Source organism: Corynebacterium sp. SA-MJD20WY100, assembly GCF_039822565.1.
Taxonomy (GTDB): Bacteria; Actinomycetota; Actinomycetes; order Mycobacteriales; family Mycobacteriaceae; genus Corynebacterium; species Corynebacterium phoceense_A.
The window spans coordinates 1-25868 of sequence record NZ_JBCJKS010000015.1 but is presented as its reverse complement, the minus strand read 5'-3'; the positions used below and the strand labels follow the sequence as shown (position 1 = coordinate 25868).

Below are 25868 nucleotides of genomic sequence, written 5' to 3'. Positions count from 1 at the left end.
GTGCCGAATACCGATACCTCGCGAGAGAACCGGATCGTCCGATGGACGGTGTGGGGCTCCGTCGTTGTTATCGGTATTTTTTCATTCTGGGGTGCGTGGACCCGCCGCTGGATCGCGGACGATGGCCTCATCGTGCTGCGCACGGTGCGCAACCTCATCGCAGGTAACGGGCCCGTCTTTAACGCGGGAGAGCGCGTCGAGGCGAATACCTCCACGCTGTGGCAATACCTTATCTATGCGGTCCAACGCATCACGCGTGGCGACCTCGAACACATCGTGATGTGGCTGGCGCTGCTGCTGTCCGTTGCGGCGATGGCGGCGGCCGTGTGGGCGACCTCGCGCGTTTTCGCCGGCCGCGCCGTCGTTCCGGCGGGTGCGCTGGTGTATCTGGCGCTGCCGCCGGCGCGCGACTTCTTCACCTCGGGCCTCGAGTGGGGCCTGGCCATCTTCTACCTCGCTTTCTTGTGGTGGCTGCTTATTGAATGGGCGCGCGGGGAACAGAATGCGCTCGTCTACGTGCTCGCTTTCTGGGCCGGGCTGTCCTGGCTCGTGCGCCCGGAGCTGGCGCTCTACGGCGGTATCACGGGCATCGTCCTGCTCGCCACGCACCGCCACTGGCGCGCGTGGCTGGGTATCCTCGGCGCGGCGCTGCCGGTGCCGGCGGCGTACGAGCTCTTCCGCATGGGCTACTACGGCCTGCTTACCCCGCATACCGCGGTGGCGAAGTCCGCGGCTGACTCGGAGTGGGGCCAGGGCTGGGCCTACCTCACGGATTTTGTGGGGCCGTACTGGCTGTGGCTGCCGGTCCTCGTGGCGCTCGTCGCCGGGTACTTCGCGTACCGCGGGGGTGTGCTGCGCGGGCGGCGCGTGGCGGCCGTAGCCATCATGGTCGGCTGCGCGCTCTTGCATACGCTCTATGTGCTGCGCGTGGGTGGCGACTTTATGCATGGCCGCATGCTCTTGCTGCCTCTCTTCGCGGCGCTGTTGCCGGTCTTCGTCGTGCCGCTGAAAGCGGTGGGGGCATCGGCAAGCGCGGCGGTGCTGGGGATCTGGGCGTTCACGGTGGTCCTGCGCGGACACCCGGTGGATTGGGCGTACTTCGAAGGTGGGGAGATTTCCATCGTCGACGAGCGCGAGTTCTGGACCTATGCCAACCGGCTGGAGCGTGGCGATGCTCCGAAGGGGATCGAGGACTACGCGCACAATAAGCTGCTGGGCGGCTTCGACAAGGGCATCAAGGGCCTCGCAGACGGGGATGCGCTGGCCATGCGCTACCTCGAGAACGAGGACCCGGAGACCTACAGCTGGCTGCCGGTGGAGCGCGAGACTGGGCGCACGGATCCGCCCACGCTTTATCTGGTGAACATGGGTATGTCCTCGGCGCGCAGCCCGTTGGACGTGCGCGTGCTCGACAATATTGGCCTGGCCACGCCACTCGCGGCGCGTCAGCCGCGCCTGCCGGATGGGCGCATTGGGCATGACAAGCTGCTCTCACGCGAGTGGCAGGCGGCGGATTCCGGGGTGGATATCGACGCGCTGCCGAGCTGGATTGACAAGGACGAGGTGCGCAAGGCGCGCAGAGCTTTGCAGACCGAAGATTTCCAGAAGCTCTTTGCGACCTACCGCGATCCGCTAACGTTTGACCGTTTCATGGCGAATATTAAGTGGGCGCTCACTGATGGGCGCACGCTGCAGTTGTCCTCGAACCCAGACGATTACCTGGGAAGTTAACGTCCAACACCGCGGCGAGAGCGACATTTTCGCGCTCGTCCGCTAAGCTACTGCAGAACCTTCGTTATAGATTTGTGACGAAATCAGAATTCTATCAATCTCAAAGGAGAGACATGTTCACCTTGTCCTTGACCAAGGTACAGACGGTGTCTCAGCGCGTCCTCGCGGTCCTCGTGGCCTTCGTGGTCGCCTGCGGCCTCGCCGCCGTCGCCGCCCCGCGCGCCTCGGCTGCCCCGCGCGACTTCCTGCGTGCGGACGCAACCGGTACTTGTACGTGGGATGCCGTGGGCTGGTGGGTCCAGCGCTGCGACGTGTGGTCCCCGTCCATGAACCGCACCATCCCGGTGCAGATTCAGCCGGCGAAGCGCGGCGGCAACGCGGCGCTCTACTTACTGGACGGCCTCCGCGCGACGGATAAGACGAACGCGTGGGTCAACGATGTCAACGCGGCACGTCTCTACGAGCCGAATAACATCACGCTCGTCATGCCGGTGGGCGGCACCGCATCCTTCTACCAGGACTGGCAGGGTCCGGCCACGTATGACGTCATCAACCCGGTCAACTACCAGTGGGAGACCTTCCTTACCTCGGAGCTGCCGGGCTACCTCGAGCGCAACTTCGGCGTGGCACGCAACAACAACTCGATTGCGGGTCTGTCCATGGGCGGCACCGCCGCCATCACGCTCGCGGGCAAGCACCCGGGTCAATTCCGCCAGGCGCTGAGCTTCTCCGGATACCTCACCACCTCTCTGCCGGGCGCTCACACCTTCATACGCATGGCTCTGCTCGATGCAGGCGGCTACAACGTCAACGCCATGTACGGTTCCTCGCTCAACCCGCAGCGCTTCGAGAATGACCCGTTTAACCAGATCAATGGTCTGCGCAACACGGACGTCTACATCTCGGCCGCCTCGGGTGTTCCGGGCCCCAAGGATCAGTCCATCCCGGCCAATATCCAGGCGTCGGGCATCGCGCTCGAGGGCTTTGCCCTCGCGACCACCCGCCTCTGGGAGGCCAAAGCTCGAGCCATGGGTCTCAACCCCACCGCGGATTACCCCGCCACCGGCGAGCACAACTGGATCAACTTCGGCGATCAGCTCGTGAAGACGCACAAGCGCGTCCTCGACGTCATGAACGCCTGGTAAAACCTCGCTGACAGCCCGCGCACCTCGCACCGAGGTGCGCGGGTTTGTGGGTTTTTCCGCGTGTCCTCGCCCACAAAGTCTCAAGTTTTACTTAAGGTAGAGCGCACAATAGACATAGACAGCTTTGCCAGCACCCTGGCTGCCAGTCCGGAGGAGGGGAACCTTCGGAATGTGGCTCGCCGCGGTGCCTCCTCTCCACGTCTCGTACCGGGCGTGGTGGGGAATACTCGTGACCTCGCCGCCACTTCAGAGATTTTTAAAGGACTTTCATGCGCACACCATCTCGCTTCCCCTCTCGTACTGCCCAGACGCCGCGCGCACTCCGTCGCGGCATCGCTGCCGCCGCTCTGCCCACCGCCATCGCCGTGGGCGTGGCCCTGCTGCCGGGCGCCAACGCGCAGTCCTCGCTGCCGAACGGCCTGTCCAGCAACGGTGGTTCGAGCCTCTCTGATGCCTTCGCGCCGTCCAACCCGCCGCAGCGCACCCCGATCTCCACGGAGGATCATCCGCAGATTGAGGGCCTGCCGGAGGGCGTGTCCGTCAACCGCATCGAGTACCTTTCCCCGCGCCACGTCAAGGTGTGGGTGAAGTCTGCCGCCATGCCGGAGCAGGAAGTCGGTGTGCAAATCCTGCTCGCGCGCGATTGGTACTCCCAGCCGGATAAGACCTTCCCGGAGGTCTGGGCGCTCGACGGCCTGCGTGCGCGCGACGATGAGTCCGGCTGGACCATCGAGACCAACATCGAGCCCTTCTACGCGGACAAGAACGTCAACGTCGTCATGCCCATCGGCGGCGAGTCCTCCTTCTACTCGGACTGGCAGAAGCCGGACAACGGCAAGCACTACATGTGGGAGACCTTCCTCACCCAGGAACTCACGCCGATCCTCAAGAACAAGTTCCGTTCCAACGAGCAGCGCGGCGTCATCGGCATCTCCATGGGCGGCACCGCCGCCATGAACCTGGCCGAGCGTCGCCCGGACCTCTTCAAGTTCGTCGGTTCCTTCTCCGGCTACCTGGACACCACCACGCAGGGCATGCCGGAGGCCATCCAGGCCGCGCAGATGGATGCGGGCGGATACACCTCTACCAACATGTGGGGCCCGCACTACTCCCAGGATTGGGTGGACCACGACCCGAAGCTGGGCATCGAACCTCTCAAGGACATGACCGTCTACGTCTCTGCCGGCTCCGGCAAGGACGACTTCGGCACTCCGGGGTCCGTGGCCAAGGGGCCGGCGAATATGGCGGGCATCGGCCTCGAGGTGCTCTCGCGCATGACCACCCAGACCTTCGTGGACTACGCGAAGAAGGCCGGCGTTCCGGTCACCACCAAGTTCCGCCCGTCCGGCGTCCACAGCTGGGAATACTGGCAGTTCGAGATGGAGCAGGCCTTCCCGTACGTCGCGGACGCCCTGGGTCTGTCCAAGGAAGACCGCGGCGCGGACTGTACCCCGGTGGGCGATATCGCTGCCGCCACCAAGGGCGGCATCATCGGCACCTGCGTCAACAACGAGTACGACGTGGCGGACGGCAAGGGCAAGGCCGAGGACTTCACCAAGGGCACGGCCTACTGGTCCCCGGGCACCGGCGCACAGCCGCTGTTCGGCCGCATCAACGCCCGCTACGCGGAAATCGGCGGCCCGTCCTCCTGGCTGGGCTTCCCCACCACCGGCGAGCAGAAGACTCCGGACGGCAAGGGCCGCTTCGTTCACTTCGAGCACGGCTCCATCTACTGGACCCCGGAGACCGGCGCTTGGGCTATCCCGGGCGACATGTTCACCGCGTGGGGCGCGGGCGGCTACGAGAAGGGCGACCTCAAGTACCCGACCGCAGCTGTGCGCCAGGTCGGCGAGGGCTACGCCCAGGACTTCCAGAACGGCGTCCTCACCCGTAACCCGGACAAGTCCAACTCCATCGTCCACGGCGCCATCGGCGCGAAGTACAAGGAGCTTAACGGCCCCGAGTCCGCTCTCGGCTTCCCGAAGGGTAACGAGAAGGCCATCAATGGAGGTGCCTTCCAGGAGTTCGAGCACGGCTCCATCTACTGGTCCCCGTCCACTGGTGCACACGCCATCATGTACGGCGACATCTTCAACACCTGGGGCGCCAATGGCTTCGAGCAGGGCGTGTATGGCTGGCCCACCGAAGACTACGCGCAGATCCCGGCCGGCGGTGAGATCCAGAAGTTCCAGCACGGCGAGATCAGCCAGGTCTTCGGCGCCATCCAGGAGAAGAAGAACTAATGCGTGCCCCGCTAGCCGTTGCCGTCCTCGCCGCCGCCGGCCTGCTGGCCGCATGCGGCTCTGCGACGGTGGAACAGGAAACCCCCACCTCCATCGCCCCGCTGGAGACCACCGCGCTTTCCGATGCCCCCTCCTCCGAGTCCGCCGAGTCTTCCGCCTCGACATCCGAGTCGGCATCAGGTTCGGCGTCAGCGTCTGAGTCTGCAGCGAGCGCATCCTCCGAGCCGGAGTCTGAGGCCGCGGCCGTCGCCACGGCCCAGGACGAGGGCGCCCGCGCCATCTCCGAGGCTCCCGCGCCCGCACCGCTCGTGGACCGCGACGCGGACTACCTCGCGGCACTCACGCAGTCTGGCATCAACACCGAGGGCGTCGAAGACCAGCTCCTCGGCGTGGGCCAGAACTCCTGCGAGGGCCAGGATTCCGTCACCATCGGCGCCGTCGCCGGCCAGCTCATCGAGCAAGGCCGTACGCAGTTGCCGCACGAGCAGGTCGTGGCGCTCATTACGAATACCGCCATGGCGGCCTACTGTGGCTAATCCACCGGGCTCATCTACCTGGCTCATCCAGCTGCAGTGACACCACTGCAGTACACAAACGGGGTACAGCCAGCTCCCATGCGGTCCGCATGGGGCTGGCACCTTTCCCCAACGTTGAAGGAGTAGTTCTAAAAAGACTATGAAAAAGGTTGTCACAGTCATCGCTGTCGTCATCGTTCTACTCGTCATCGGTGGGGGAGCGGTCCAGTACTTCAACTCGCGTCAGACGGGAATGAGCACGGATAACGCGCTCGAACCTGCCGCCCCGGATAACCCCGAGGGCGAGGACGTGACCACGCCCGAGCAACCGGACTGGTGCCCGGCCTATGAGTTCATCTCTGCCCCTGGCACGTGGGAATCCGCGAAGGACGATAATCCGCTCGCGCCCACGGCCAACCCGCGGTCGTTCATGCTGTCTATTACGAACCCGCTGCAGCAGGCTTATACCCCGGACCACGTCAAGGTGTGGACCCTGCCGTATACCGCGCAGTTTAAAAACATCAACGCGCAGCACGAGATGAGCTATGACGAATCCCGCCAGGAAGGCACCTCGACGCTCGAGGGCGAGCTCAACTACATGCACCGCGAGTGCCCTAATACGCAGTTCATCCTTTCCGGCTTCTCCCAGGGCGCCGTCATCGTGGGCGACATCGCGGACCGCATCGGAGGCGGCAACGGCCCCATCCCAGCCGAAAACGTCGCCGGCGTCGCCGTCATCGCGGATGGCCGCCGCATGCCCGGCGTGGGTATTAACCCGGGCAACCCCGTGGATGGCATCGGCGCGGAGGTCGCCCTCCTGCCGGTCAATTCGCTTATCCAGGCGGTCGTCCCCGGCGCCACCATGCGCGGCGAGCGCGCCAACGGCTTCGGTTCGCTCGCGGACCGCACTTTTGAAATCTGCGCGCCCGATGACTCGGTGTGCGACGCCCCGCGCGACATAGGCAACGGCATTGACCGCGCCGCCGCCCTCATCGCCGCGAATGGCACGCACGCCATGTACGCCTCGAACCCCAACGTCATCCCCGGTTCAACGGCGAATGCCTGGGTCGTGGACTGGGCACGCGGCATCATTGACGGTGCATAACCGCACCGCACCGCAGCGCTCAACTATCCTCGCGTGGTGTTACTGACACCGCACCTCTCTGTGCTATATTTTGCAGTCAAAACAAAACTACATCGAGAGTAAAAGGAACCCCATGGATCTTGCCAAGATGTTTGCCAAGTTCTTCGACGAGAACGGCCAGATCGTCCTGCCGCCGCAGCTGACCCTGCCCGGCCTGGCTGAATTGCTCTACGCTCAAGAACAGGCCGCCGGCGCGGACCTAGACCGCCCCATCCTGCGTCAGTGGGATTACAGCGAATCCCGAGAGGGTACCTCGCGCGATGTCTCCCGCCGCGAATTCAACACTCGCGTTAAGGCCGTCGCGGCCCGCCTGCAGCAGGTGGGCGGTATTGGCGACCGCGTCGCCGTTCTTGCCGGCAACTCCCCGGAGTACATCTTCGGCTTCCTCGGCGCGATGTACGCGGGCATGATCCCGCTGCCGCTCTACGACCCCAACGAGCCGGGCCACGCCGCACACCTCAACGCCGTCTTCGGTGACTCCAACCCGAAGATCGTGCTCACCAACAACGTCTCCGCCGCCGCGGTGCGCAAGCACTTCGCAGACGTCCCCGCCAAGGAGCGCCCGCGCGTCATTGTCGTCGATACGCTGCCGGACAACCTGGCGGAGAGCTTCGTCAACCCCGCGGAGACCCCGCAGGGCAAGGCCATTGCCGCCAACTCCACCGTGGCCCCCATCGACATGCCGGCCTTCCTGCAGTACACCTCCGGTTCCACTCGCACCCCAGCGGGCGTGCAGCTCACCAACCGTTCCATCGTCACGAACGTCCTGCAGATCTTCTCCAGCGTGCAGATTAAGATGCCGCCGCGCGTCGTCTCCTGGCTGCCCATGCACCACGACATGGGCATCATCCTTGCCGTCTTCGTTACGATCCTCGGCTTCAACTTCGAGATCATGACCCCGCGCGACTTCGTTCAGCACCCGAAGCGCTGGATCAACCAGATCAAGCGCCAGCCGGTCGACGACAACCTTGCGGGTACCTACGCAGTTGTCCCCAACTTCGCGCTCGAGCTCTCCGCACGCTACGGCGCCCCGGAGGAGGGCGAGGAGCTCGACTTCTCCAACGTCGACGGCATCATCATCGGCTCCGAGCCGGTCACCGAGTCCGCCGTGAACTCCTTCTGGGAGACCTTCGGTAAACCCGAGTACAAGATGCGCCGCGAAGTCCTGCGTCCCTCCTACGGCCTGGCCGAGGCCTCGCTTATCGTCGCGACCCCGCAAACCCCCAACCGCCCGATCATCGCGCACTTCGACCGCGATGCCCTGGCTCAGGGCAAGGGCGTTATCGTTGATAAGTCCGAGACCACCGTGGCGTTTGCCTCCAACGGTCAGGGTGTGCCCGCGCAGTATCTCACCCTTGTCGATCCGGAGACCCGCACTGAGGTCGAAGACGGCGTCATCGCTGAGATTTGGCTCCATGGCCGCAACATGGCGTCCGGTTACCTGGGTCGCCGCGGCGAGTCCGACGCCACTTTCCGCAACACCCTCGCCGGTCGCCTGCCGGAGGGCTCCCGCGTGGACGGCGCCCCGGATGATGACAAGTGGATGGCCACCGGCGACCTCGCCACCATCATCGATGGCGAGCTCTACATCACCGGCCGCCTCAAGGACCTCATCGTCATCGCGGGCCGCAACCACTACCCGCAGGACATCGAGGCCACCGTCCAGGACGCCTCCGAACGTGTCCGTCCGGACTCCGTCGCTGCCTTCTCCGTGGAGGGCGACAACACCGAGTCCCTCGTCATCCTCGTCGAGCGCCCCGACGGTGTCACGGCTGATGATGTCGCCGATGCCGAGGCCACCGAGGCCATCCGCGGTGCCGTGACGAAGAACCACGGCGTCACCCCGGACCAGGTCGTCTTCTTCAACGCTGGCGAGATCAACCGCACCTCGTCCGGCAAGATTGCCCGCCGCGTGGCGAAGAAGCATTTCGTCGAGGCCTAAGCACGTAACGCTACTGCCCATCACACCGAGCCCCGGCCATTTACGGCTGCGGCTCGGTGTGAGCATTTTTCGCATGGGTCACCGTGATCGAGCGCGGCTTCGCGCGCTCGGGCCGACCGCGGGCTTTCCTCACGTATCGCGCCGCGGCCGCATGCACGCGGCGGGCAAAGGGCAGAAATGGGGCATACCGGTGGCGATCTCAGGGCGTATTTTCCCAGCACAGGGGACATAAATGCATGTCGTAATTCGGCAGAGGCCTAACAAAGTGAGACAATGGGGCGATATTTCTTGTTATGAGGGCGCGCCGGAAGGCGCTGCGCCGGCAAGTAACACCCGCCATAGAAAGACTGATGACTTTTATGACCGTTGAAGAACTACGCGTCTGGCTGCGCAATTGGGTGGTTGAGACCACCGGCGTCGAGCCTGAGGAAGTGACGGACACCAAGCCCCTAGAAAACTTCGGGCTGTCCTCCCGCGACGCGGTCGTGCTCTCCGGCGAGCTGGAAAACCTGCTGGGCACGCACCTCGACGCGACCGTGGCCTACGAATACCCCACCATCGCGCAGCTCGCGGACCGCCTTATCAATGGCCCCGCGGAGCCGCAGTCGCTGCGGTCGCAAGCGCCCGCAGGCGGTGACGCCGCACCCGCCCGCAAGGCTGATGAGCAAGACATCGCAATCATCGGCATGGCCGGCCGTTTCCCGGGCGCCAACGACGTTGCGGAGTTCTGGCAGATGCTCACCGAGTACCGCACTGGCACGGGCCCGCTTCCCATGGGCCGCTGGAGCGAATACGCGGCAGACCCGGTGATCTCCGCGAAGCTGGAAACCGAGAACACCACCGGTGGCTACATCGAGGACATTGCGGGCTTCGACCCGGAGTTCTTCGGCCTGAGTCCTCTCGAGGCCACCAACATGGACCCGCAGCAGCGCATCATCCTCGAGCTGGCCTGGGAGGCCCTCGAGGATGCCGGCGTTCCCGCCAACGAGCTGCGCGGCACCGCCACCGGTGTCTACATCGGCTCCACCAACAACGACTACGGCATGCTGCTCGCCGCCGATCCGGCCGAGATGCACCCGTATGCCCTGACCGGCACGTCTTCGGCCGTCATCCCGAACCGCGTGTCCTACGCGCTGGACCTGCGCGGCCCGTCCATCAACGTGGACACCGCGTGCTCGACCTCGCTCGTCGCCATCCACCAGGCCGTGCGCGATCTGCGCACCGGCGCTGCCGATGCCGCCCTCGCCGGCGGCGTCAATATCCTTGCGGCTCCCTACGCGTCGCTGGGCTTCAGCGAGCTCGGCGTCATCTCGCCCACGGGCAACATCCATGCGTTCTCGGACGACGCGGATGGCATCGTGCGCTCCGATGCCGCCGGCCTCGTCGTCCTCAAGCGTCTCTCCGACGCCCAGGCGGCCGGCGATAACATTCTGGGTGTTATCCGCGGCTCCGCCGTGAACTCGGACGGCCACTCCAACGGCATCACCGCTCCGAACCCCGAGGCCCAGGTCGACGTGCTGCGCCGCGCCTACGCCGACGCTGGCATCGACCCGCGCACCGTCGACTACGTCGAGGCCCACGGTACCGGCACCATCCTCGGTGACCCCATCGAGGCCTCCGCGCTCGGCCGCGTCGTCGGCCACGGCCGCGACGCCGCGAGCCCCATGTTGCTCGGCTCCGCGAAGTCGAATATCGGCCACTCCGAGGCCGCCGCCGGCGTCGTGGGTCTTATCAAGGTGCTCGCGGCTATGCGCGCCAACGAGCTGCCGGGCCAGGTCAACTTCACCGAGCCCAACCACTACGTCGACTTCGACGCCGAGCACCTCGAGGTTGTCGCCGATACCCGCGAGTGGCCCGAGTACTCCGGTCGTAAGGTCGCCGGAGTCTCCGGCTTCGGCTTCGGTGGCACCAATGCCCACCTCGTCCTCACGGATTACCGCCCGGATCTCGACGGCGAGACCACCCGCCGCCCGGCCCAGGTGCGCCTTGAGGAGAAGCCCGCCGTCGACGAGGACCACCCGGCCGTCGTGCCGTCCTTCTCTCTGGCCGTCTCCGGCCTCCTGCCGTCGCGCCGCAAGGCACTCGCGGGCCAGCTCGCAGACTTCATCGAGGAAACCCACCCGGATCTCTTCGACGTCGCCCGCGTCCTCGCCGGCCGCAACCACGCGCGCTCCCGCGCCGTCGTGACCGCCACGAACGAGGACGAGGCGGTGCGCCGCCTGCGCCAGGTTGCCGAAGGCAAGGTCTCCGTGGGCATTTCTTCGGCCGACGCGCCAGCGTCGGCCGGTCCCGTCTTCGTCTACTCCGGCTTCGGCTCCCAGCACCGCAAGATGGTCAAGGACTTCCTGGAGATCTCGCCGTTCTTCGCTGAGCGCCTCGCCGAGCTCGACAAGATCGTAGACTTTGAGTCCGGCTGGTCCATCCTCGACATCGTCCGCGACGACTCGCAGACCTACAACACGGAAACGGGCCAGGTCGCCGTCACCGCCATCCAGATCGCGCTCACGGATCTTCTCGCGCACTTCGGCGCCCGCCCGTCCGCCGTCATGGGCATGTCCATGGGTGAAATCGCCGCGGCCTACGCCGCCGGCGGTATCTCCGCCGAGGACGCCATGCTCATCGCTTGCCACCGCGCCCGCCTCATGGGCGAGGGCGAGGCCTCGCTCACCGAGGAAACTCAAGGCGCCATGGCTGTCGTCGAGCTCTCCGCCGAGGAAATCTTCGCCCTCGGCAACGACATCGAGCCCGCCGTCTACGCCGGCCCCGGCATGAACACCGTCGGTGGCCCGCGTCAGCAGGTCCTCGACCTCGTCGAGCGTCTCGAAGGCGAAGGCAAGTTCGCCCGTGCCCTCAAGGTCAAGGGCGCCGGCCATACCTCCGCCGTCGAGCCACTCCTCGGCGAGCTCGCCGCAGAGATCGCTGGCATCGAGGCTCGCCCCCTCCACACGGCGCTCTACAGCTCCGTGGATAAGGCGGTGCGCTATGAGCCGGGCGCCACGGTCCACACGGATGAGTACTGGCTCCACATGACGCGCCAGGCCGTCTACTTCCAGGACGCCACGGAGCAGGCGCTCGCCCACGGCCACACCCAGCTCGTGGAAATCTCCCCGAACCCTGTCGCGCTCATGGGCATGATGAACACCGCGTTTACCGTGGGCAAGGCCGATGCTCAGCTGCTCTACGTCTTCAAGCGCAAGATCGACGAGTCCGCCTCGCTGCTCGACCTCCTGGCCAAGCTCTACGTCGCGGGTGCGCCCATCGACTACCGCGCAGTCTTCGGCGACCTTTCCGCTGCTGCCGCCGGCGCGGCAGCGACGGCGGTGCCACATACGCAGTTCAAGCGTCAGCACCTGTGGACCAATGCTCGCCCGGCGTCGGGCGCGTCCGGACTGCCCGGCGCCCGCGTCACGCTGCCCACCGGCCAGATTGCCTTCGGCACGAACGCGGACCAGGCGCCGAGCGTCCTCGCGCTGCTCGAGTCCGCCGCCGAGGCCGTTGAGCCCGGCGCCCAGCTCGCCGCCGTTGAGGAACACGCCGACCTTCCGCCAGCGGGTGACATCACGGTGACGGTCGACCGCTCCCTGGGTGGTCTCTCCGTTGCCGCGTACCTCGCCGCGGACGGCTCGCTGCTTGCCGAGGGCTTTGCCTCCACGCTGCAGCTTTCCGATGCCCCCACGCTCCACGGCGTCCAGGCACCGTCCGCTTCGACGTCCGCGGCGCCAGCCGCAGACGAGCTCGATGACATCGAGGCCGTGCGCTGGGACCCGTCCCAGGAATCTGTCGAGGAGCACCTCGCACTCATCGTTTCTGAGTCCATGGGCTACGACGTCTCGGACCTGCCGCGCGAGCTGCCGCTCATCGACCTGGGTCTCGATTCGCTCATGGGCATGCGCATTAAGAACCGCGTGGAAAACGACTTCCAGATTCCGCCGATCCCGGTCCAGGCCCTGCGTGACGCGTCGCTCGCCGACGTCATCGCCATGGTCGAAGAAGCTGTCCAGACCGGCGAGACGCCGACCACGGCCGGCGCTGCGGCCGGTGCTGGGGACGAGGCGGCATCGGAAAGCCCGGCCTCGCAGACCTCCGGCGAGGGTACCCTGGCGGGCGCCGTCGATGCGGAAGGAGTCGGCGTCGCCCCGCGCGACGCCTCCGAGCGCATGGTCTTTGGCACCTGGGCCACGTTCACCGGCAAGGCCGCCGCAGGCGTGACCTCCACGCTGCCGGCCATCTCGGACGAGGTGGCGCAGCAGATCGCCGAGCGCCTTACCGAGCGCGCCGGGATTGAGGTCACCGCAGCGCAGGTCAAGGAAGTCCAGACCCTCGAGCCGCTCGCTGACCGCGTCCGCGAGGGCCTGGAGACCGAGGTCGAAGGCAACGTCCGCGTCCTGCGCGAGGCCGATGGACCGGCCGTGTTCATGTTCCACCCGGCTGGCGGCACGACCGTCGTGTACCAGCCGCTCACTCGCCGCCTGCCGGACGACGTCGCCGTCTACGGCATCGAGCGCGTCGAGGGCTCCATCGAGGAGCGCGCCGAGTCATACCTCGATGACATCATCACGTATGCGCGCGGCCGCAGGATCGTGCTCGGCGGCTGGTCCTTCGGTGGTGCACTGGCTTATGAGGTGGCCTCGCAGCTGGGCAAGCGTCGCGCCGCCGGCGAGGACGTCCCTGAGGTGGGCTTTATTGCGCTGCTCGATACGACGCAGCCGGCTCACCCGGCTCCGGATACCCTCGAGGAGACCAAGGCCCGCTGGGGTCGCTATGCGGCGTTTGCGAAGAAGACCTACGACCTGGATTTCCCGGTGCCGTACGACCTTATCGAGACCGTCGGCGAGGACGCCGTCATGGCGATGCTCGCGGAGTTCCTCTCCACGACCGATGCCTCTGAGCACGGCCTCGCCGCCGGCGTCCTCGAGCACCAGCGTGCGTCCTTCGTGGACAACCAGATCCTGGCGAAGATCGACTTCCAGCGTTGGGCTGAGGTCGACGTCCCGGTCTTGCTCTTCCGCTCTGAGCGCATGCACGACGGCGCCATCGAGCTCGAACCTGCCTACGCGGAGGTCGCTCCGGATGGCGGCTGGGGCCAGATTGTGAAGAACCTGGAGATCGTCCAGCTTCCGGGCGACCACCTCGCTGTGCCGGACGAGCCGGCCATCGGCATCGTGGGCAAGCACATGCAGCAGTGGATTGAAGAGAAGTTCTCTTAAATTCTCCGCACTCAGCGCGGCTCGGCTTCGGCTGAGCCGCGTGCGACGTTTTCTCCTCCCACAGGGGGAGTTATCATTAAGGACTGACATGTCGGCGGCTGCCTTCACGGCGACCGCGCGATAACCCAAGACACCGAGGAGTTCATTCGTGACAACCACGGCTGAGAAGCTAGCCGATCTGCGCGCACGGCTTGAGAAGGCGCAGGATCCCGGCTCCGAGCGTTCGCGTCAGCGCCGCGATGCGGCCGGCCGGTCCACGCCGCGCCAGCGCATTAACGCGCTGCTCGACGAGGGCTCTTTCGTGGAAATCGGCGCCCTGGGCAAGACCCCGGGCGACCCGGACGCCATCTACTCGGATGGTGTGGTGACGGGCTACGGGCGCATCTCCGGCCGTCCGGTGTGCATCTACGCGCACGATAAGACGGTCTACGGCGGTTCCGTGGGCGTGACCTTCGGCCAGAAGGTCACTGAGGTCATGGATATGGCCATCAAGATTGGCTGCCCCGTTATCGGTATTCAGGACTCTGGCGGTGCCCGCATTCAGGACGCGGTGACCTCGCTGGCCATGTACTCCGAGATCGCCCGCCGCCAGATGCCTTTGAGCGGCCGCAGCCCGCAGATCTCCATCATGATGGGCAAGTCCGCCGGCGGCGCCGTGTACGCACCCGTGACGACGGACTTCGTCATTGCCGTGGACGGTGAGGCCGAAATGTACGTCACCGGTCCCAATGTCATCCGCGAGGTCACCGGTGAGGACATCACCTCCGCGGACCTGGGCTCCGCGCGCCAGCAGGAGCTCAACGGCAATGTCCAGGCCGTCGTAGGCTCCGAGGAGGAGGCCTTCGATTTCGTCCGCGACTTGCTCGACCACCTGCCGCTCACCTGCTTCGACCCGGCCCCGGAGTTCCCGGCGCCGTCCGACGCGGAGCTTGACGATGCCGCCCTGGACTCGTTCATGCCCGACGACACCAACGCCGGCTATGACATGACCGAGCTGCTTCCGCTGCTTGGTGACGATGAAGACATCATCGAGCTGCAGCCCAACTTCGCGCCGAATATGATCACGGCCTTCGGCCGTATCGACGGCAAGACCGTGGGGTTTGTGGCGAATAACCCGATGTTCAACGCGGGCTGCATCGATGCCGATGCCGCCGATAAGGGCGCGCGCTTCATCCGCATCTGCGATGCGTACAACATCCCCCTCGTATTCGTCGTCGACACCCCGGGCTACCTGCCGGGCGTGGAGCAGGAGAAGGCAGGTCTTATCCACCGCGGCGCGAAGTTCGCCTTCGCCGTCGTCGAGGCGACCGTCCCGAAGGTCTCGCTCATCGTGCGCAAGGCCTACGGCGGAGCCTATGCCGTCATGGGCTCGAAGAACCTCACTGGCGACATCAACTTGGCGTGGCCGACCGCGCAGATTGCCGTCATGGGTTCCGCCGCGGCCGTTGTCATGATCGCCGGCAAGCAGCTCGCTGCCGCCGAGACCCCGGAGCAGCGCGCCGCGACGAAGAAGATGTTTATGGACTTCTACGACGAGACCATGACCGCGCCCTACGTTGCTGCGGAGCGTGGCTACCTCGACGCCATGGTCAATCCCTCCGAGTCCCGTCTGGCCCTGCGCCGTGCGCTGCGCCAGCTCGCGGACAAGGACGTCCACGACCTGCCGAAGAAGCACACGATTTCGCCGATGTAGCACTTTTCCGATTCTGCGCGATAAACTCAACGAGACATTTTCAAAAGAATAGGAGGCTGGCATCATGCTCAGTAGCGTTCTCGACCTGTCGGGAGACATCATCAACTACATCATCATGGCGGTCAACCAGCTGATTGCTGCGGTGACCCCGCGCTAGAAGCTGCGACGCGTCTTGCCTCTCTGCCTTCCCGGTCCACGGTGTTATCTCGCGGGCCGGGTTTGTCATGTAGTGGGCACATCCGTCGCCCGTTACCTCTCTGCTATCAAACTGTGAAGGTTTTGACAGGTTTAAACCATGTTCATTGCAGAAAACTACGCCATAATAAAGTCATGCGTTTGAGAGAGGCGCATGAGAGATAGAGAGAACCCCTCCTCCCGAGGGGCGAGCGGCCTGAGAAACCACTCGGAGTCGGGAGATTTGAGAGAGACCATCGGCCCCCAGGAAACTGGGGGCCGATGGTATTTTTCTTCAGCCCCTGATGCAGCGTCGTGCTTAACTGGAAGGCATGGAACTTTCCGCAGCCCTCGGCCTGGCCACCTCGGCGGGCCTGAACGCCTATATTCCTCTGCTCCTCTACGGCGTGCTCGCGCGCTACACCGATTGGGTGAATTTGCCAGAGGGGTGGACGTGGCTTTCGGACCCGATTCTGCTCATCATCATTGGCGTGCTGCTCGCCATCGAGATTGTCGCGGACAAGGTGCCGGCGGTTGATTCGGTCAATGACATCATTCAGACGCTCGTGCGCCCGACCTCGGGCGGGCTTATGTTTGCCTCGGCGTTCGGGGATCAGACGGTGGGTGACTCCAGCGTGTGGTCGGAGCCGAAGACGTGGATTCTGCTCGTCGTCGGCTTTGGCATTGCGTTGGCCATGCACCTGCTCAAAACGACAACGCGGCCCGTCGTGAACACCACCACCGTGGGCGTGGGTGCCCCGGTGGTCTCTACGGCGGAGGATGTGTTCTCGGCGGGCCTAGCGACCTCGGCAGTCTTTGCGCCGGCGCTGGTGCTCGTGCTGATTGCTATCGTCGTGGCGCCTGCTGCTTGGCTAATCTGGCGTTTCGGCGCATCGCGACGACACGCCAAGCAAACATCAGAATAAAGCTCATCACGGACGCCACGATGAGGAAGCTGTAGTGGGGCAGGTGGCCGTTGACCACGGTCCACAGGATCATGCCGATGATAATGGCGCTGGGCCAGACGATGATGCCCTCGCCGTAGTGGTTGCGGGGCTTGACCACCGTGACAATGCCCCAGCCCACGAGCGCGCCCACGGCCCACGGCCAGAACGCGTCGATGGCGCCCAGGAACGTGAACGGCGGGTGCGCCGCGCGGGCAAAGAGCGCAAAGAGGACGAGGGCAGCGATATCAAGAAGCGGTGCTGTGCGCACTGGAATCCTTTCCATTGAGGGCCTGATAGGTAAGGCCCTGGCGAGCGTAATGCCAGAAGTAGATAACCCAGCCAATGATAGTAACCAGGGCAAAGGAAATCAGGCGGTAGATGAGCGCGGCGGAGGTTGCGCCCACGGCCGTCATGCCCGTGGCCACGAGTGGGCCGATGATGGCGGCCTCGACCGTGCCCAGGCCGCCGGGCGTGATCTGCGCGGAGCCGGCAAGTTTGGCGGTGAGGAAGGCGAGCGCGACGCCGGCCATCGTGGTGGCGTTCTCACCGGCGCGCAGCCACGGCATTTCACCGGTGACGGCCCACACGGCCGCCCACAGCGCGAGCAGGTCGAGCAGGCGATGGACGAGCGAGGCGCCCGAGACAATCCCGAAGGCCCAGCGCGACAGGTGCACCTCGCCCAAGTGGTCGACCTCCGCGCGCACGCGCGCGAGCTTGGGATGGCCGAGCCACTTCTTGAGGGTCTCCGGGTGTTCCGTGAGCCAGAAGATGCCGCCCGTCGCCGCGGCCATGAGCGTTACGGTGAGGATGAGCGAGCCCAACGCCATATCCGCGTTGAGGAAGAACACCCCCGCGATGCCGATGAGCGCGAGCCACATCGTAGAGATAGCGGAGGACAGGAAGAAGAAGTAGCTGCACAAGGCTACCGATGCCCCCCAGCCGCGCTGCACCTGAAACGTCAGGATGGCAGAGAAGGCGGGCCCGCCCGGCAGCGTCGTGGACCAGGCGTTGGAGGCCATGGAAATCGCGAAGGCCTCCCGCAGCGGCACGTGCACGCCGCCCGCGCCGATGAGCCGGCGCATGACCTCACTCATCGCGGCCACTGCGCCCAGCGCGAAGACCACCACGAGCACCACGGGCAGCGGCTCCGCGTGCCGCAGGCTGCGCAGGCCGTCGCCGATGAAGTCGAGCTGGTCCCTAAAGAACCAGCCCAGCGCCGCAAGCGCGACGAGCGAGACTATCCACGTGATCCACTTGCGGTTCATTCTTTATCCAAACGTTTCACCAGCTCGCTAAAGGGCACAAGCTCCGAATCGGTGTCCGCGGTGCGGCGGCCGCGGTAGTGGCCTTCCGGTTCCTCCATGCCTGCCGCCTCGGCGGCGGGCGCGGCGGGGGCATCGGCAAGCTGGGCGTGGCCCATGCGGGTGTAGGCGCGCTGGATAAAGCGCGGGGCCCACCAGTTGTCCTCGCGCAGGAGGTGCATGACGGCGGGGACGAGGAGCATGCGCACGATGGTCGCGTCGAGGAAGAGCGCGAAGATCATGCCGAAAGCGATGTACTTCATCATCACGATGTCAGAGAAGCCGAACGCGGCGGCGACGACGATCATGATGAGCGCGGCGGCCGTGATGATGCCGCCGGTGTGCGCGGTGCCCTTGGCGATGGCCTCGTCGGTGGAGTCGCCTGCACGGCGGGCCTCAACCATGCGGGAGACGAGGAAGACCTCGTAGTCCGTAGACAGACCGTAGACGATCGCGATGATGAGGACGAGAACCGGCGACATGAGCGGACCCGGCGTGAAGTTGAGCAGGCCCGAGCCTGCGCCGAGGACGAACATGCCGGTGAGAATGCCCAGCGTAGCGCCGGCGGTGAGCATGGTCATGATGACGGCCTTGGCCGGCAAGACGAGCGAGCCGAAGACGAGCGCCATGAGGATGAACGTCGTCGCCACGATGTAGAGGGCCATCCAGGGGAGCTTGTGGATGAGGGCATCGAGGGACTCGACTTCCATGGCGGGCGTGCCGCCGACGTAGAGCTCGACGCCCTCCGGAGCCTGGATGTTTTCGAGTTCGTGGACGATGCGCGTGTAGTCTGCGCGGTCCTGGATGCCCGCGGAGAGTACCGTCGTGCCGTCCACGGTGGACGTGGACGGCGTCATGGGCTCCGTGAGGCCCTGGAGGCCGCGGACCTGCATGTAGACGTCCACGAGCTGCTGGTTGCTCTCCGCGCCAGTGACGACGAGCTTGACCGGCTCTGTGCGGAAGCCCGGGAACTCCTCGTTGAAGCGGTCCTGCGCGACGCGGGTCTGCTGCGTGGGCGGCAGGTAGGTTTCGTTGATGCCGCCGAAGGTCATGGCGAGCGTGGGCAGCGTGAGTGCGAGCAAGAGGCCGGCGATGCCGACGGTGACCCAGGTGGCGCGCTTCATCGCGAGCTTGGGCAGCTTGTACCACCAGGAGTCTTCGAGCTTTCTTGCTTTTCGGCTTGTGCGGCGCACGGTCCACTTGTCGATGTTTGTACCGAGGAGCCCGAAGAGCGCGGGGAGTACCGTGACCGAGAGGAGCGCGGCGAGGCCCACGGCGGAAATCGCGCCGTAGGCGACGGACTTGAGGAAGGCCTGCGGGAAGATGAAGAGCCCGGAGAGCGCGAAAGCGACCATGAGGGCGGAGAAGACCACGGTCTGGCCGGCGGTCGCGGTGGTGCGGGCGACGGCGTCCTTGGTCTCGCGGCCGGCGTCGAGCTCCTCGCGGAAGCGGGAGACCATGAACAGGCCGTAGTCGATGGCCAGGCCCAGGCCCAGCAGCGTGACGACGGCCTGGGCAAACGTATTGACCTGGAGGAAGCCCGCGAGCACCGAGAGGATGCCCAGTGAGCCCAGGATGGACAGGCCGCCCACGACGAGCGGCATGAATGCCGCGACGACGGACCCAAAGACCACGAGCAGCAGCAGGCCGACTAGCGGCAGGGCGGCCTTCTCGGCGCGCGCGATGTCGTTGGCCATGCCGTCATCGAGCGCGTCCGCGACGGCGGTGGCGCCGGCGACCTGGACGGGCAGGTCCGTGTCGTAGAGGGAGTCCTCGATGGCGCGGTAGTCCTTGAGTGTTTGCTCCCCGTCGCCCTTGAGTCCGATGGCGGCAAACGCGACGTTGCTCTCCGCGTTCTTCAGCTTCGGGTTGCGCGAGTCGAAGTAGCTCGTGACGTGGTCGATCTGGTCCGGGTACTGCTCCTTGAGCCCGTCGATATAGGACTTGGCGGCGTCGAAGTTCTTATCGGGATCGTCGATGAGCAGGATGACGTCGCCGTTGTTATCGCGGCCGAACGTCTCCTGTTCGATCTTCGCGGCGGCCGTGGATGACGAGTTCGGATCGTCCCAGCCCTCCTGGCTCATCCGGTCGCTCAGTTGGGTGCCGAAGACACCAAAGAGCACGAGAATGGCCGCCACGATGAGCAGCGGCACGATCTTGCGGTGCTTATAGGAAAATAGGCCCCAGGAATAAAACATGCGACCTCCTTATTTGAGCAGCGCGGCAAGCGGGCGGAAGGGTTGGAGCCACGCGCCGCCCTCCGGCAGATTGTCCAGGTTGACGCGCGGCAGCGGCTCGCGGAACACGCCCTCGATGTCCTCGAGATCCACGAACTCGAAATGCGCCACCTCGCCTGCCGCATGCAGTGCCCAGTTGGCGTGCTCGCGGAAGCCGAGCACCGTGACAGCGACGCCCGCGCGGGCGAGCTCGCGCAGGAGCGGCTCGAAGTTCTGGCCGTCCGCGCTCGCGACAACAACGCCGGCGAGCTGCCCACGGTTGGCCTGGATGTGGTCGAGCATGTCCGGATCGACATCCGAGTCCTCGGTGAGCTTGGGCTTGGCGAAGACGCCAAAGCCGACGTTGCGGATGGCTTCGACCCAGCTGCGGATGGCATCGGCATTGCCGGGCGTGACGTTGGTGAAGACTCCTGCCTCAGGGTCGGCGCCCACGGCCTGGGCCTGCTCCACGAGCCAGCGGCCGATGACGTCGAAACGCGGCCGGTGCGCGGCATCCGGGCGGTGGCCCAGGATGGAACCCAGGCCCATGTCCATGTTTGGCGCGTCCCACACGAGCAGGTACTTCATTTACTTCTTCTCCCAGAGGTATTCCTTGATCACGTGGTCTGCGTCGAGTCCTTTGCCCTCAAACTTCGTAATGACCTGGCGGTCCGTAAGCTGTGGGCACTCCGGCCACGGCCAGCCCTTGTAGTCGAGCTGCGGTTCGACGTTCACGAGTTCATCAATCCACTCGGCGTAGCCCGCGTGGTCGGTCGCGACGTGGAGCACGCCGCCCTTCTTCAGGCGGGAGGCAAACAGATTGAGCGGGCCGGACTGGATAATGCGCCGCTTGTGGTGGCGCGCCTTGGGCCACGGGTCCGGGAAAAACACACGAATGCCGTCGAGCGACTCCGGCTCCACCATGCGCATGAGCACCTCCATGCCGTCCCCACGGACCATGCGGATGTTTCCGATGCCCCCTCGCACCACCGCTCCCAGCAGCTTGGCCAAGCCTGGCTTATACAGCTCGACGGCAATCACATTGGTGTCCGCCTCGAGCGGGGCCATTGCGGCCGTCGAGGTACCGGTGCCCGAGCCGATCTCCAGGACGGTCTTGGCGCCGGTGCGGCCGAACCACTCGTCGATATCGAGGCGCTCGTTGGCGAGATCGCGCCCGAGGTGCGGCCAGTGCTCGTCGAAGAGCGCCTGCTGGTTAGCGGTGAGCGTGCCGCGGCGGAACGTGACGTTGCCGAGGCGCGGGTAGTCGAGCTCGTTGCCGAAGGTGGCGTTGAAGTCAGTCTGCATGGGACCGAACTGGCCGCGCTCACGCTCGGTGAGGGCCTGTTCAGGGTTCTGTGGTGTAGTCATCGCACCCTATTGTTCCTGTTTTTAGGTCAAGGACCAATATTGACAGGCATTGCCGCTTCTCTCCTCCGCCCGCGCGGTTATAACCAGGGCGTCGCCGCGCCGAGACTGCGTGCGTACTTTGTTGACATCGGGGGTACTGTTCCCCCGTTTGAGGGTGCAGGAGTGTGGCGTATTTCCCACGGCTCCAGGGGTACCCGCGGCGTAGGTTAAGGTGGGAAGTGTGGATATAACCTGTTGGTTTTTGTTTAGCCCACAAAAGTGCTTGTAGCGGCTACTCTGTACTTGCCAACACCTGATGACCCTAGGAGAAGTGAATGACCGCTCAGATTCGTGGCCTCGTTGGAGAAATTCCGACCCAAAATGAACAGCTCATCTCGTGGATTAGCGAGTCTGTCGAGCTTTTCCAGCCGGAGAGCGTGGTCTTCGTGGACGGCTCCCAAGAAGAGGCTGACCGCCTCGCGGCCGAGCTCGTGGAGAAGGGCACGCTGATTAAGCTCAATGAGGAGAAGCGTCCGAACTCCTTCCTCGCGCGCTCCAACCCGTCTGACGTCGCCCGCGTCGAGTCCCGCACCTTCATTTGCACGGAGAAGGAAGAGGACGCCGGCCCGACCAATAACTGGATGGACCCGGCCCAGATGAAGGCCGAGATGACCGAGGCCTTCCGTGGCTCCATGAAGGGCCGCACGATGTACGTCGTGCCGTTCTGCATGGGCCCCATCAACGATCCGGAGCCGAAGCTCGGCGTTCAGCTCACTGACTCCGCCTACGTCGTGCTCTCCATGCGCATCATGACCCGCATGGGCAAAGAAGCCTTGGACAAGATCGGTGCCAACGGCAACTTCGTCCACGCGCTCCACTCCGTGGGCGCCCCGCTCGAGCCGGGCCAGGAAGACTCCGTCTGGCCGTGCAACGAGACCAAGTACATCACCCAGTTCCCGGAGACCAAGGAAATCTGGTCCTACGGTTCCGGCTACGGCGGAAACGCCATTCTCGCCAAGAAGTGCTACGCCCTGCGTATCGCTTCCGTCATGGCGAAGGAAGAGGGATGGATGGCCGAGCACATGCTTATCCTCAAGCTCACCAACCCGGCTGGCAAGTCCTACCACGTCGCCGCTGCCTTCCCGTCTGCCTGCGGTAAGACCAACCTCGCCATGATCACCCCGACCATCCCGGGCTGGTCCGCACAGGTCGTGGGCGACGACATCGCGTGGCTGCACCTGCGTGAAGACGGCCTGTACGCCGTCAACCCGGAAAACGGCTTCTTCGGCGTCGCGCCGGGCACCTCCTACGACTCCAACCCGATCGCCATGAAGACCATGGAGGCCGGCAACACGCTGTTTACCAACGTTGCGCTCACCGATGACGGCGACGTCTGGTGGGAGGGCATGGACGGCGACACGCCGGAGCACCTCATCGACTGGCTCGGCAACGAGTGGCGTCCGAACGAGGCGACCGGCAAGGCCGCTCACCCGAACTCTCGTTACTGCGTCCCGATTGCTCAGTGCCCGACCGCGGCTCCGGAGTACGACGACTGGAAGGGCGTCAAGATCGACGCGATCCTCTTCGGCGGCCGCCGCGCGAAGACCGTTCCGCTCGTCACCCAGGCTTTCGACTGGAACCACGGCACCATGATCGGCTCCCTGCTTTCCTCCGGCCAGACCGCTGCCGCGGCCGAGGCCACGGTCGGCTCCCTGCGCCACGACCCGATGGCTATGCTGCCGTTCATCGGCTACAACGTCGGTGACTACCTGCAGCACTGGATCGACATGGGCAAGGAAGGCGGCGACCGCATGCCGTCCATCTTCCTGGTCAACTGGTTCCGCCGCGGCGACGACGGCCGCTTCCTGTGGCCGGGCTTCGGCGAGAACTCCCGCGTCCTCAAGTGGATCGTCGACCGTATCGACGGCAAGGTCGAGGCCAACGAGACCGTCATAGGCCACACCGCCCGCCCGGAGGACATCGAACTCGCTGGCGCGAACGTCCACATGGCTGACGTCAAGGAAGCCCTTGCCGTTAACCCTGCTGACTGGGCCGCCGACATCGAGGACAACGAGGCTTACCTCAAGTTCCTCGGCGACCGCGTCCCGTCTGAGGTCCACGAGCAGTTCGAGGCTCTGAAGAAGCGTCTCGCTGACGCAGGCGTCTAAGAACGACTGCAGCGCCGCCCACTCGGGCGGCGCTTTCCTTTTCTTGTGAATCTAAGGGCCTTCGTCGCCGACGCCAAGCGGTCACGCCCGCAGCACGAGCACCAGATTCGACGTCAAGAACTCGCGCAGCACCGGCACGCGCACGACCCACCAGGCCCACCATGGGTGGTAGCGCGGAAAGGCACACCAGGACCGGCCGGAGGAGCGAGCCCAGGACAAGCCCTCCCGCGCCGACACGGCGAAGAGCGACTCGCCAAACACGTTCTTCGGCGCGTGGCCGTGCACCCGCGTGTAGCGGTCGCGCGCGAACGCGCCGCCCACGTAGTGCTGCCACAGCCCGGTCTCGTGCCCGCCGAAGGGCCCGAGCCAGACCGTGTAGCTCATAATCACCAGGCCTCCGGGCTTGGTCACCCGCAGCATCTCGCGCGCCATGTCCCACGGCCGCGGCGTGTGCTCGACAACGTTGGACGAGTACGTCACGTCGAAGGCGCCATCTGCGAAGGGCAGGTCAGCGCCGTCCCCGCGCACCGCATTCGCCACGCGGATGCCGGCCGCGGACATCTCCGAGTGTGACGGCTCTACGCCGAAGTACGACGCCCCGCGCGCCGCGAACGCCGAGGCGAAGTAACCCGGCCCGCCGCCCACGTCGAGCACGCGGCGCAGCGGCACGCCATGGTCCGCGCAGAGTGCCGCGACCAACGACGCCGTGTCCGATGCCAACTCGCCATAGAAAATTGACGGCTCAGTCTGCTCGAACCGAAAGGAGCGCAGCAGCCGCCACGAGCGGCGCAAGGTGGCCAAGGCACGGGTTTTCTTCATAACCCATTAGGCTAGTAGCTCGACATGAGAATTCTTTTACTGTGCTGGCGCGACTCCACCCACCCGCAGGGCGGGGGCTCGGAACGCTATTTGGAGCGCGTGGGCGAGTACCTCGCCGCGCACGGCCACGAGGTCATCTACCGCACCTCGAAGCACATGAATGGCGCGCGCCGCGAGAAGCGCGACGGCGTCACATATTCCCGCGCGGGCGGCAAGTTCACCGTTTACCCATACGCGCTCGTTGCGCTCGCCACCAGGCGATTTGGCACGCTCGACGCCATCATCGATACCCAAAACGGCATCCCGTTCTTCGCGCGCCTAGCCACGCGCACGCCCGTCGTGTTGCTCACGCACCACTGCCACAAGGCCCAGTGGCCCGTCGCCGGCCCGTTCCTCTCTCGGCTGGGTTGGTTCCTCGAGTCCAAGGTCGCCCCCCGCGTCTACCGCGGCGCGCCCTATATCACCGTCTCGCGCGGCTCCGCGGCGGACCTGGAGAAGCTCGGCGTCACGGGCATCGAGATCATCGAAAACGGCGTCGACCCCATCCCGGCCCACGTCCCGCGCCTCGAGCGCGAGGCCGGCCTGCACCTTGTCACGCTCTCCCGCCTCGTCCCGCACAAGCAGATCGAGCACGCCATCGACACGGTCGCGGCCGTGCCGGGCTCGGTCCTCGACATCATCGGCAGCGGCTGGTGGGAGGCTCAGCTGCGCGAGTACGTCGAGAAGCACGACCTCACCGACCGCGTACGCTTCCGCGGCCAGGTCACCGAAGACTACAAGCATGCACTCCTCGACCGCGCCGATATCCACCTCATGCCCTCCCGCATGGAAGGCTGGGGCCTCGCCGTCATGGAGGCCGCCCAGCATGGCGTCCCCACCATCGGCTACCGCTTCGGCCTGCGCGATTCCGTCCGCGACGGCGAGACCGGCGTGCTCGTCGAGACCCTGCCCGAGCTCATCGCCGCCACCCGCCAGCTTTCCGATGCCCCCTCCCGCCGCGCCGCACTCGGCGCCGCCGCCCGCGACTTCGCGGCCGGCTTCTCCTGGGAGTCGACCGGCCGCCGCTTCGAAGAGCTGCTGTCTTCGCTGTAAAACGGCATGCTGAAGTGCCCGCCCCTTAGGGGCGGGGTTGTCTCTCTCATCTAGTTGCAGGGGACGTCGGGTCCGAATTCCCTCCGCTTGTAGATCCTGCCGTCGTTGCCTTTGTAGTAGATGTCGCCGTCTCTCTTTTTCATGTTGTGGTATTCGCACAGCATGAGGATGTTGTCCAGGTTGG

At 65.4% G+C, this 25868-nt stretch carries 17 protein-coding genes; 11 read left to right on the top strand and 6 right to left on the bottom strand.

The genetic code is table 11. From position 1 onward, the window contains the following. The 9 genes from ABJ196_RS08960 (at position 1) to ABJ196_RS08920 (ending at position 16720) form a co-directional block, all read left to right on the top strand. On the top strand, positions 1-1731 hold the full coding sequence (locus ABJ196_RS08960) for a hypothetical protein (RefSeq protein ID WP_347306352.1): 1731 nt from the start codon (positions 1-3) through the stop codon (positions 1729-1731). Positions 1732-1844: 113 nt separating this feature from the next. Then, positions 1845-2876 carry an alpha/beta hydrolase family protein gene (locus ABJ196_RS08955; protein ID WP_347306350.1) on the top strand — a complete coding sequence of 344 codons (1032 nt, stop codon included), beginning with the start codon at positions 1845-1847 and terminating at the stop codon, positions 2874-2876. Between the two features lie 269 nt (positions 2877-3145). Beyond that, entirely contained in the window at positions 3146-5119 is a 1974-nt protein-coding gene (locus ABJ196_RS08950; RefSeq protein WP_347306348.1) for an alpha/beta hydrolase-fold protein, read from the top strand. Then, positions 5119-5655: a DUF732 domain-containing protein gene (locus ABJ196_RS08945; RefSeq protein ID WP_347306346.1), complete on the top strand. Its 537-nt coding sequence runs from the start codon at positions 5119-5121 to the stop codon at positions 5653-5655. The genes ABJ196_RS08950 and ABJ196_RS08945 overlap by 1 nt, the downstream gene beginning before the upstream one ends. Positions 5656-5794: 139 nt before the next feature. Further along, positions 5795-6739, top strand: a complete 945-nt coding sequence (locus ABJ196_RS08940) for a cutinase family protein (protein WP_347306344.1) — start codon at positions 5795-5797, stop codon at positions 6737-6739. Between the two features lie 112 nt (positions 6740-6851). After that, positions 6852-8720 (top strand): FadD32-like long-chain-fatty-acid--AMP ligase, encoded by a 1869-nt coding sequence (locus ABJ196_RS08935; RefSeq protein ID WP_347306342.1) that lies wholly within the window; start codon positions 6852-6854, stop codon positions 8718-8720. 359 nt (positions 8721-9079) lie between these two features. Then, positions 9080-13927: a polyketide synthase Pks13 gene (gene pks13, locus ABJ196_RS08930; RefSeq protein ID WP_347306443.1), complete on the top strand. Its 4848-nt coding sequence runs from the start codon at positions 9080-9082 to the stop codon at positions 13925-13927. Between the two features lie 148 nt (positions 13928-14075). Further along, positions 14076-15620 (top strand): acyl-CoA carboxylase subunit beta, encoded by a 1545-nt coding sequence (locus tag ABJ196_RS08925; protein ID WP_347306340.1) that lies wholly within the window; start codon positions 14076-14078, stop codon positions 15618-15620. Between the two features lie 506 nt (positions 15621-16126). After that, positions 16127-16720: a DUF4126 domain-containing protein gene (locus ABJ196_RS08920; protein WP_347306338.1), complete on the top strand. Its 594-nt coding sequence runs from the start codon at positions 16127-16129 to the stop codon at positions 16718-16720. Here ABJ196_RS08920 and ABJ196_RS08915 read toward each other — a convergent pair. Genes ABJ196_RS08915 through trmB form a run of 5 tightly spaced genes read right to left on the bottom strand, consistent with a single transcriptional unit; the run spans position 16641 to position 21626 of the window. Beyond that, positions 16641-17009 (bottom strand): DUF3054 domain-containing protein, encoded by a 369-nt coding sequence (locus ABJ196_RS08915; RefSeq protein ID WP_347306336.1) that lies wholly within the window; start codon positions 17007-17009, stop codon positions 16641-16643. The two genes, ABJ196_RS08920 and ABJ196_RS08915, sit on opposite strands and share 80 nt — an antisense overlap. Then, positions 16987-18006 (bottom strand): YbhN family protein, encoded by a 1020-nt coding sequence (locus ABJ196_RS08910; RefSeq protein ID WP_347306334.1) that lies wholly within the window; start codon positions 18004-18006, stop codon positions 16987-16989. Before ABJ196_RS08910 ends, ABJ196_RS08915 begins: the two co-directional genes overlap by 23 nt. Continuing rightward, a complete protein-coding gene (locus tag ABJ196_RS08905; RefSeq protein WP_347306332.1) occupies positions 18003-20240 on the bottom strand; it encodes an MMPL family transporter in 2238 nt (745 codons plus the stop codon). The genes ABJ196_RS08910 and ABJ196_RS08905 overlap by 4 nt, the downstream gene beginning before the upstream one ends. 9 nt (positions 20241-20249) lie before the next feature. Then, on the bottom strand, positions 20250-20846 hold the full coding sequence (locus ABJ196_RS08900) for an NYN domain-containing protein (protein ID WP_347306330.1): 597 nt from the start codon (positions 20844-20846) through the stop codon (positions 20250-20252). Beyond that, positions 20847-21626, bottom strand: a complete 780-nt coding sequence (trmB, locus tag ABJ196_RS08895; RefSeq protein ID WP_347306328.1) for a tRNA (guanosine(46)-N7)-methyltransferase TrmB — start codon at positions 21624-21626, stop codon at positions 20847-20849. Positions 21627-21940: 314 nt separating this feature from the next. On the opposite strand from trmB, the gene ABJ196_RS08890 reads away from it, so the two are divergent. Next, positions 21941-23773 (top strand): phosphoenolpyruvate carboxykinase (GTP), encoded by a 1833-nt coding sequence (locus ABJ196_RS08890; protein WP_347306326.1) that lies wholly within the window; start codon positions 21941-21943, stop codon positions 23771-23773. Between the two features lie 81 nt (positions 23774-23854). Here the strand turns inward: ABJ196_RS08890 and ABJ196_RS08885 are convergent, their stop codons facing one another. After that, entirely contained in the window at positions 23855-24592 is a 738-nt protein-coding gene (locus ABJ196_RS08885) for a class I SAM-dependent methyltransferase (protein WP_347306324.1), read from the bottom strand. Between the two features lie 24 nt (positions 24593-24616). Here ABJ196_RS08885 and ABJ196_RS08880 point away from each other — a divergent pair, with 24 nt between their 5' ends. Beyond that, positions 24617-25684, top strand: coding sequence for a glycosyltransferase family 4 protein (locus ABJ196_RS08880; RefSeq protein ID WP_347306322.1), 1068 nt, complete (start codon positions 24617-24619; stop codon positions 25682-25684). Positions 25685-25868: the final 184 nt, after the last annotated feature.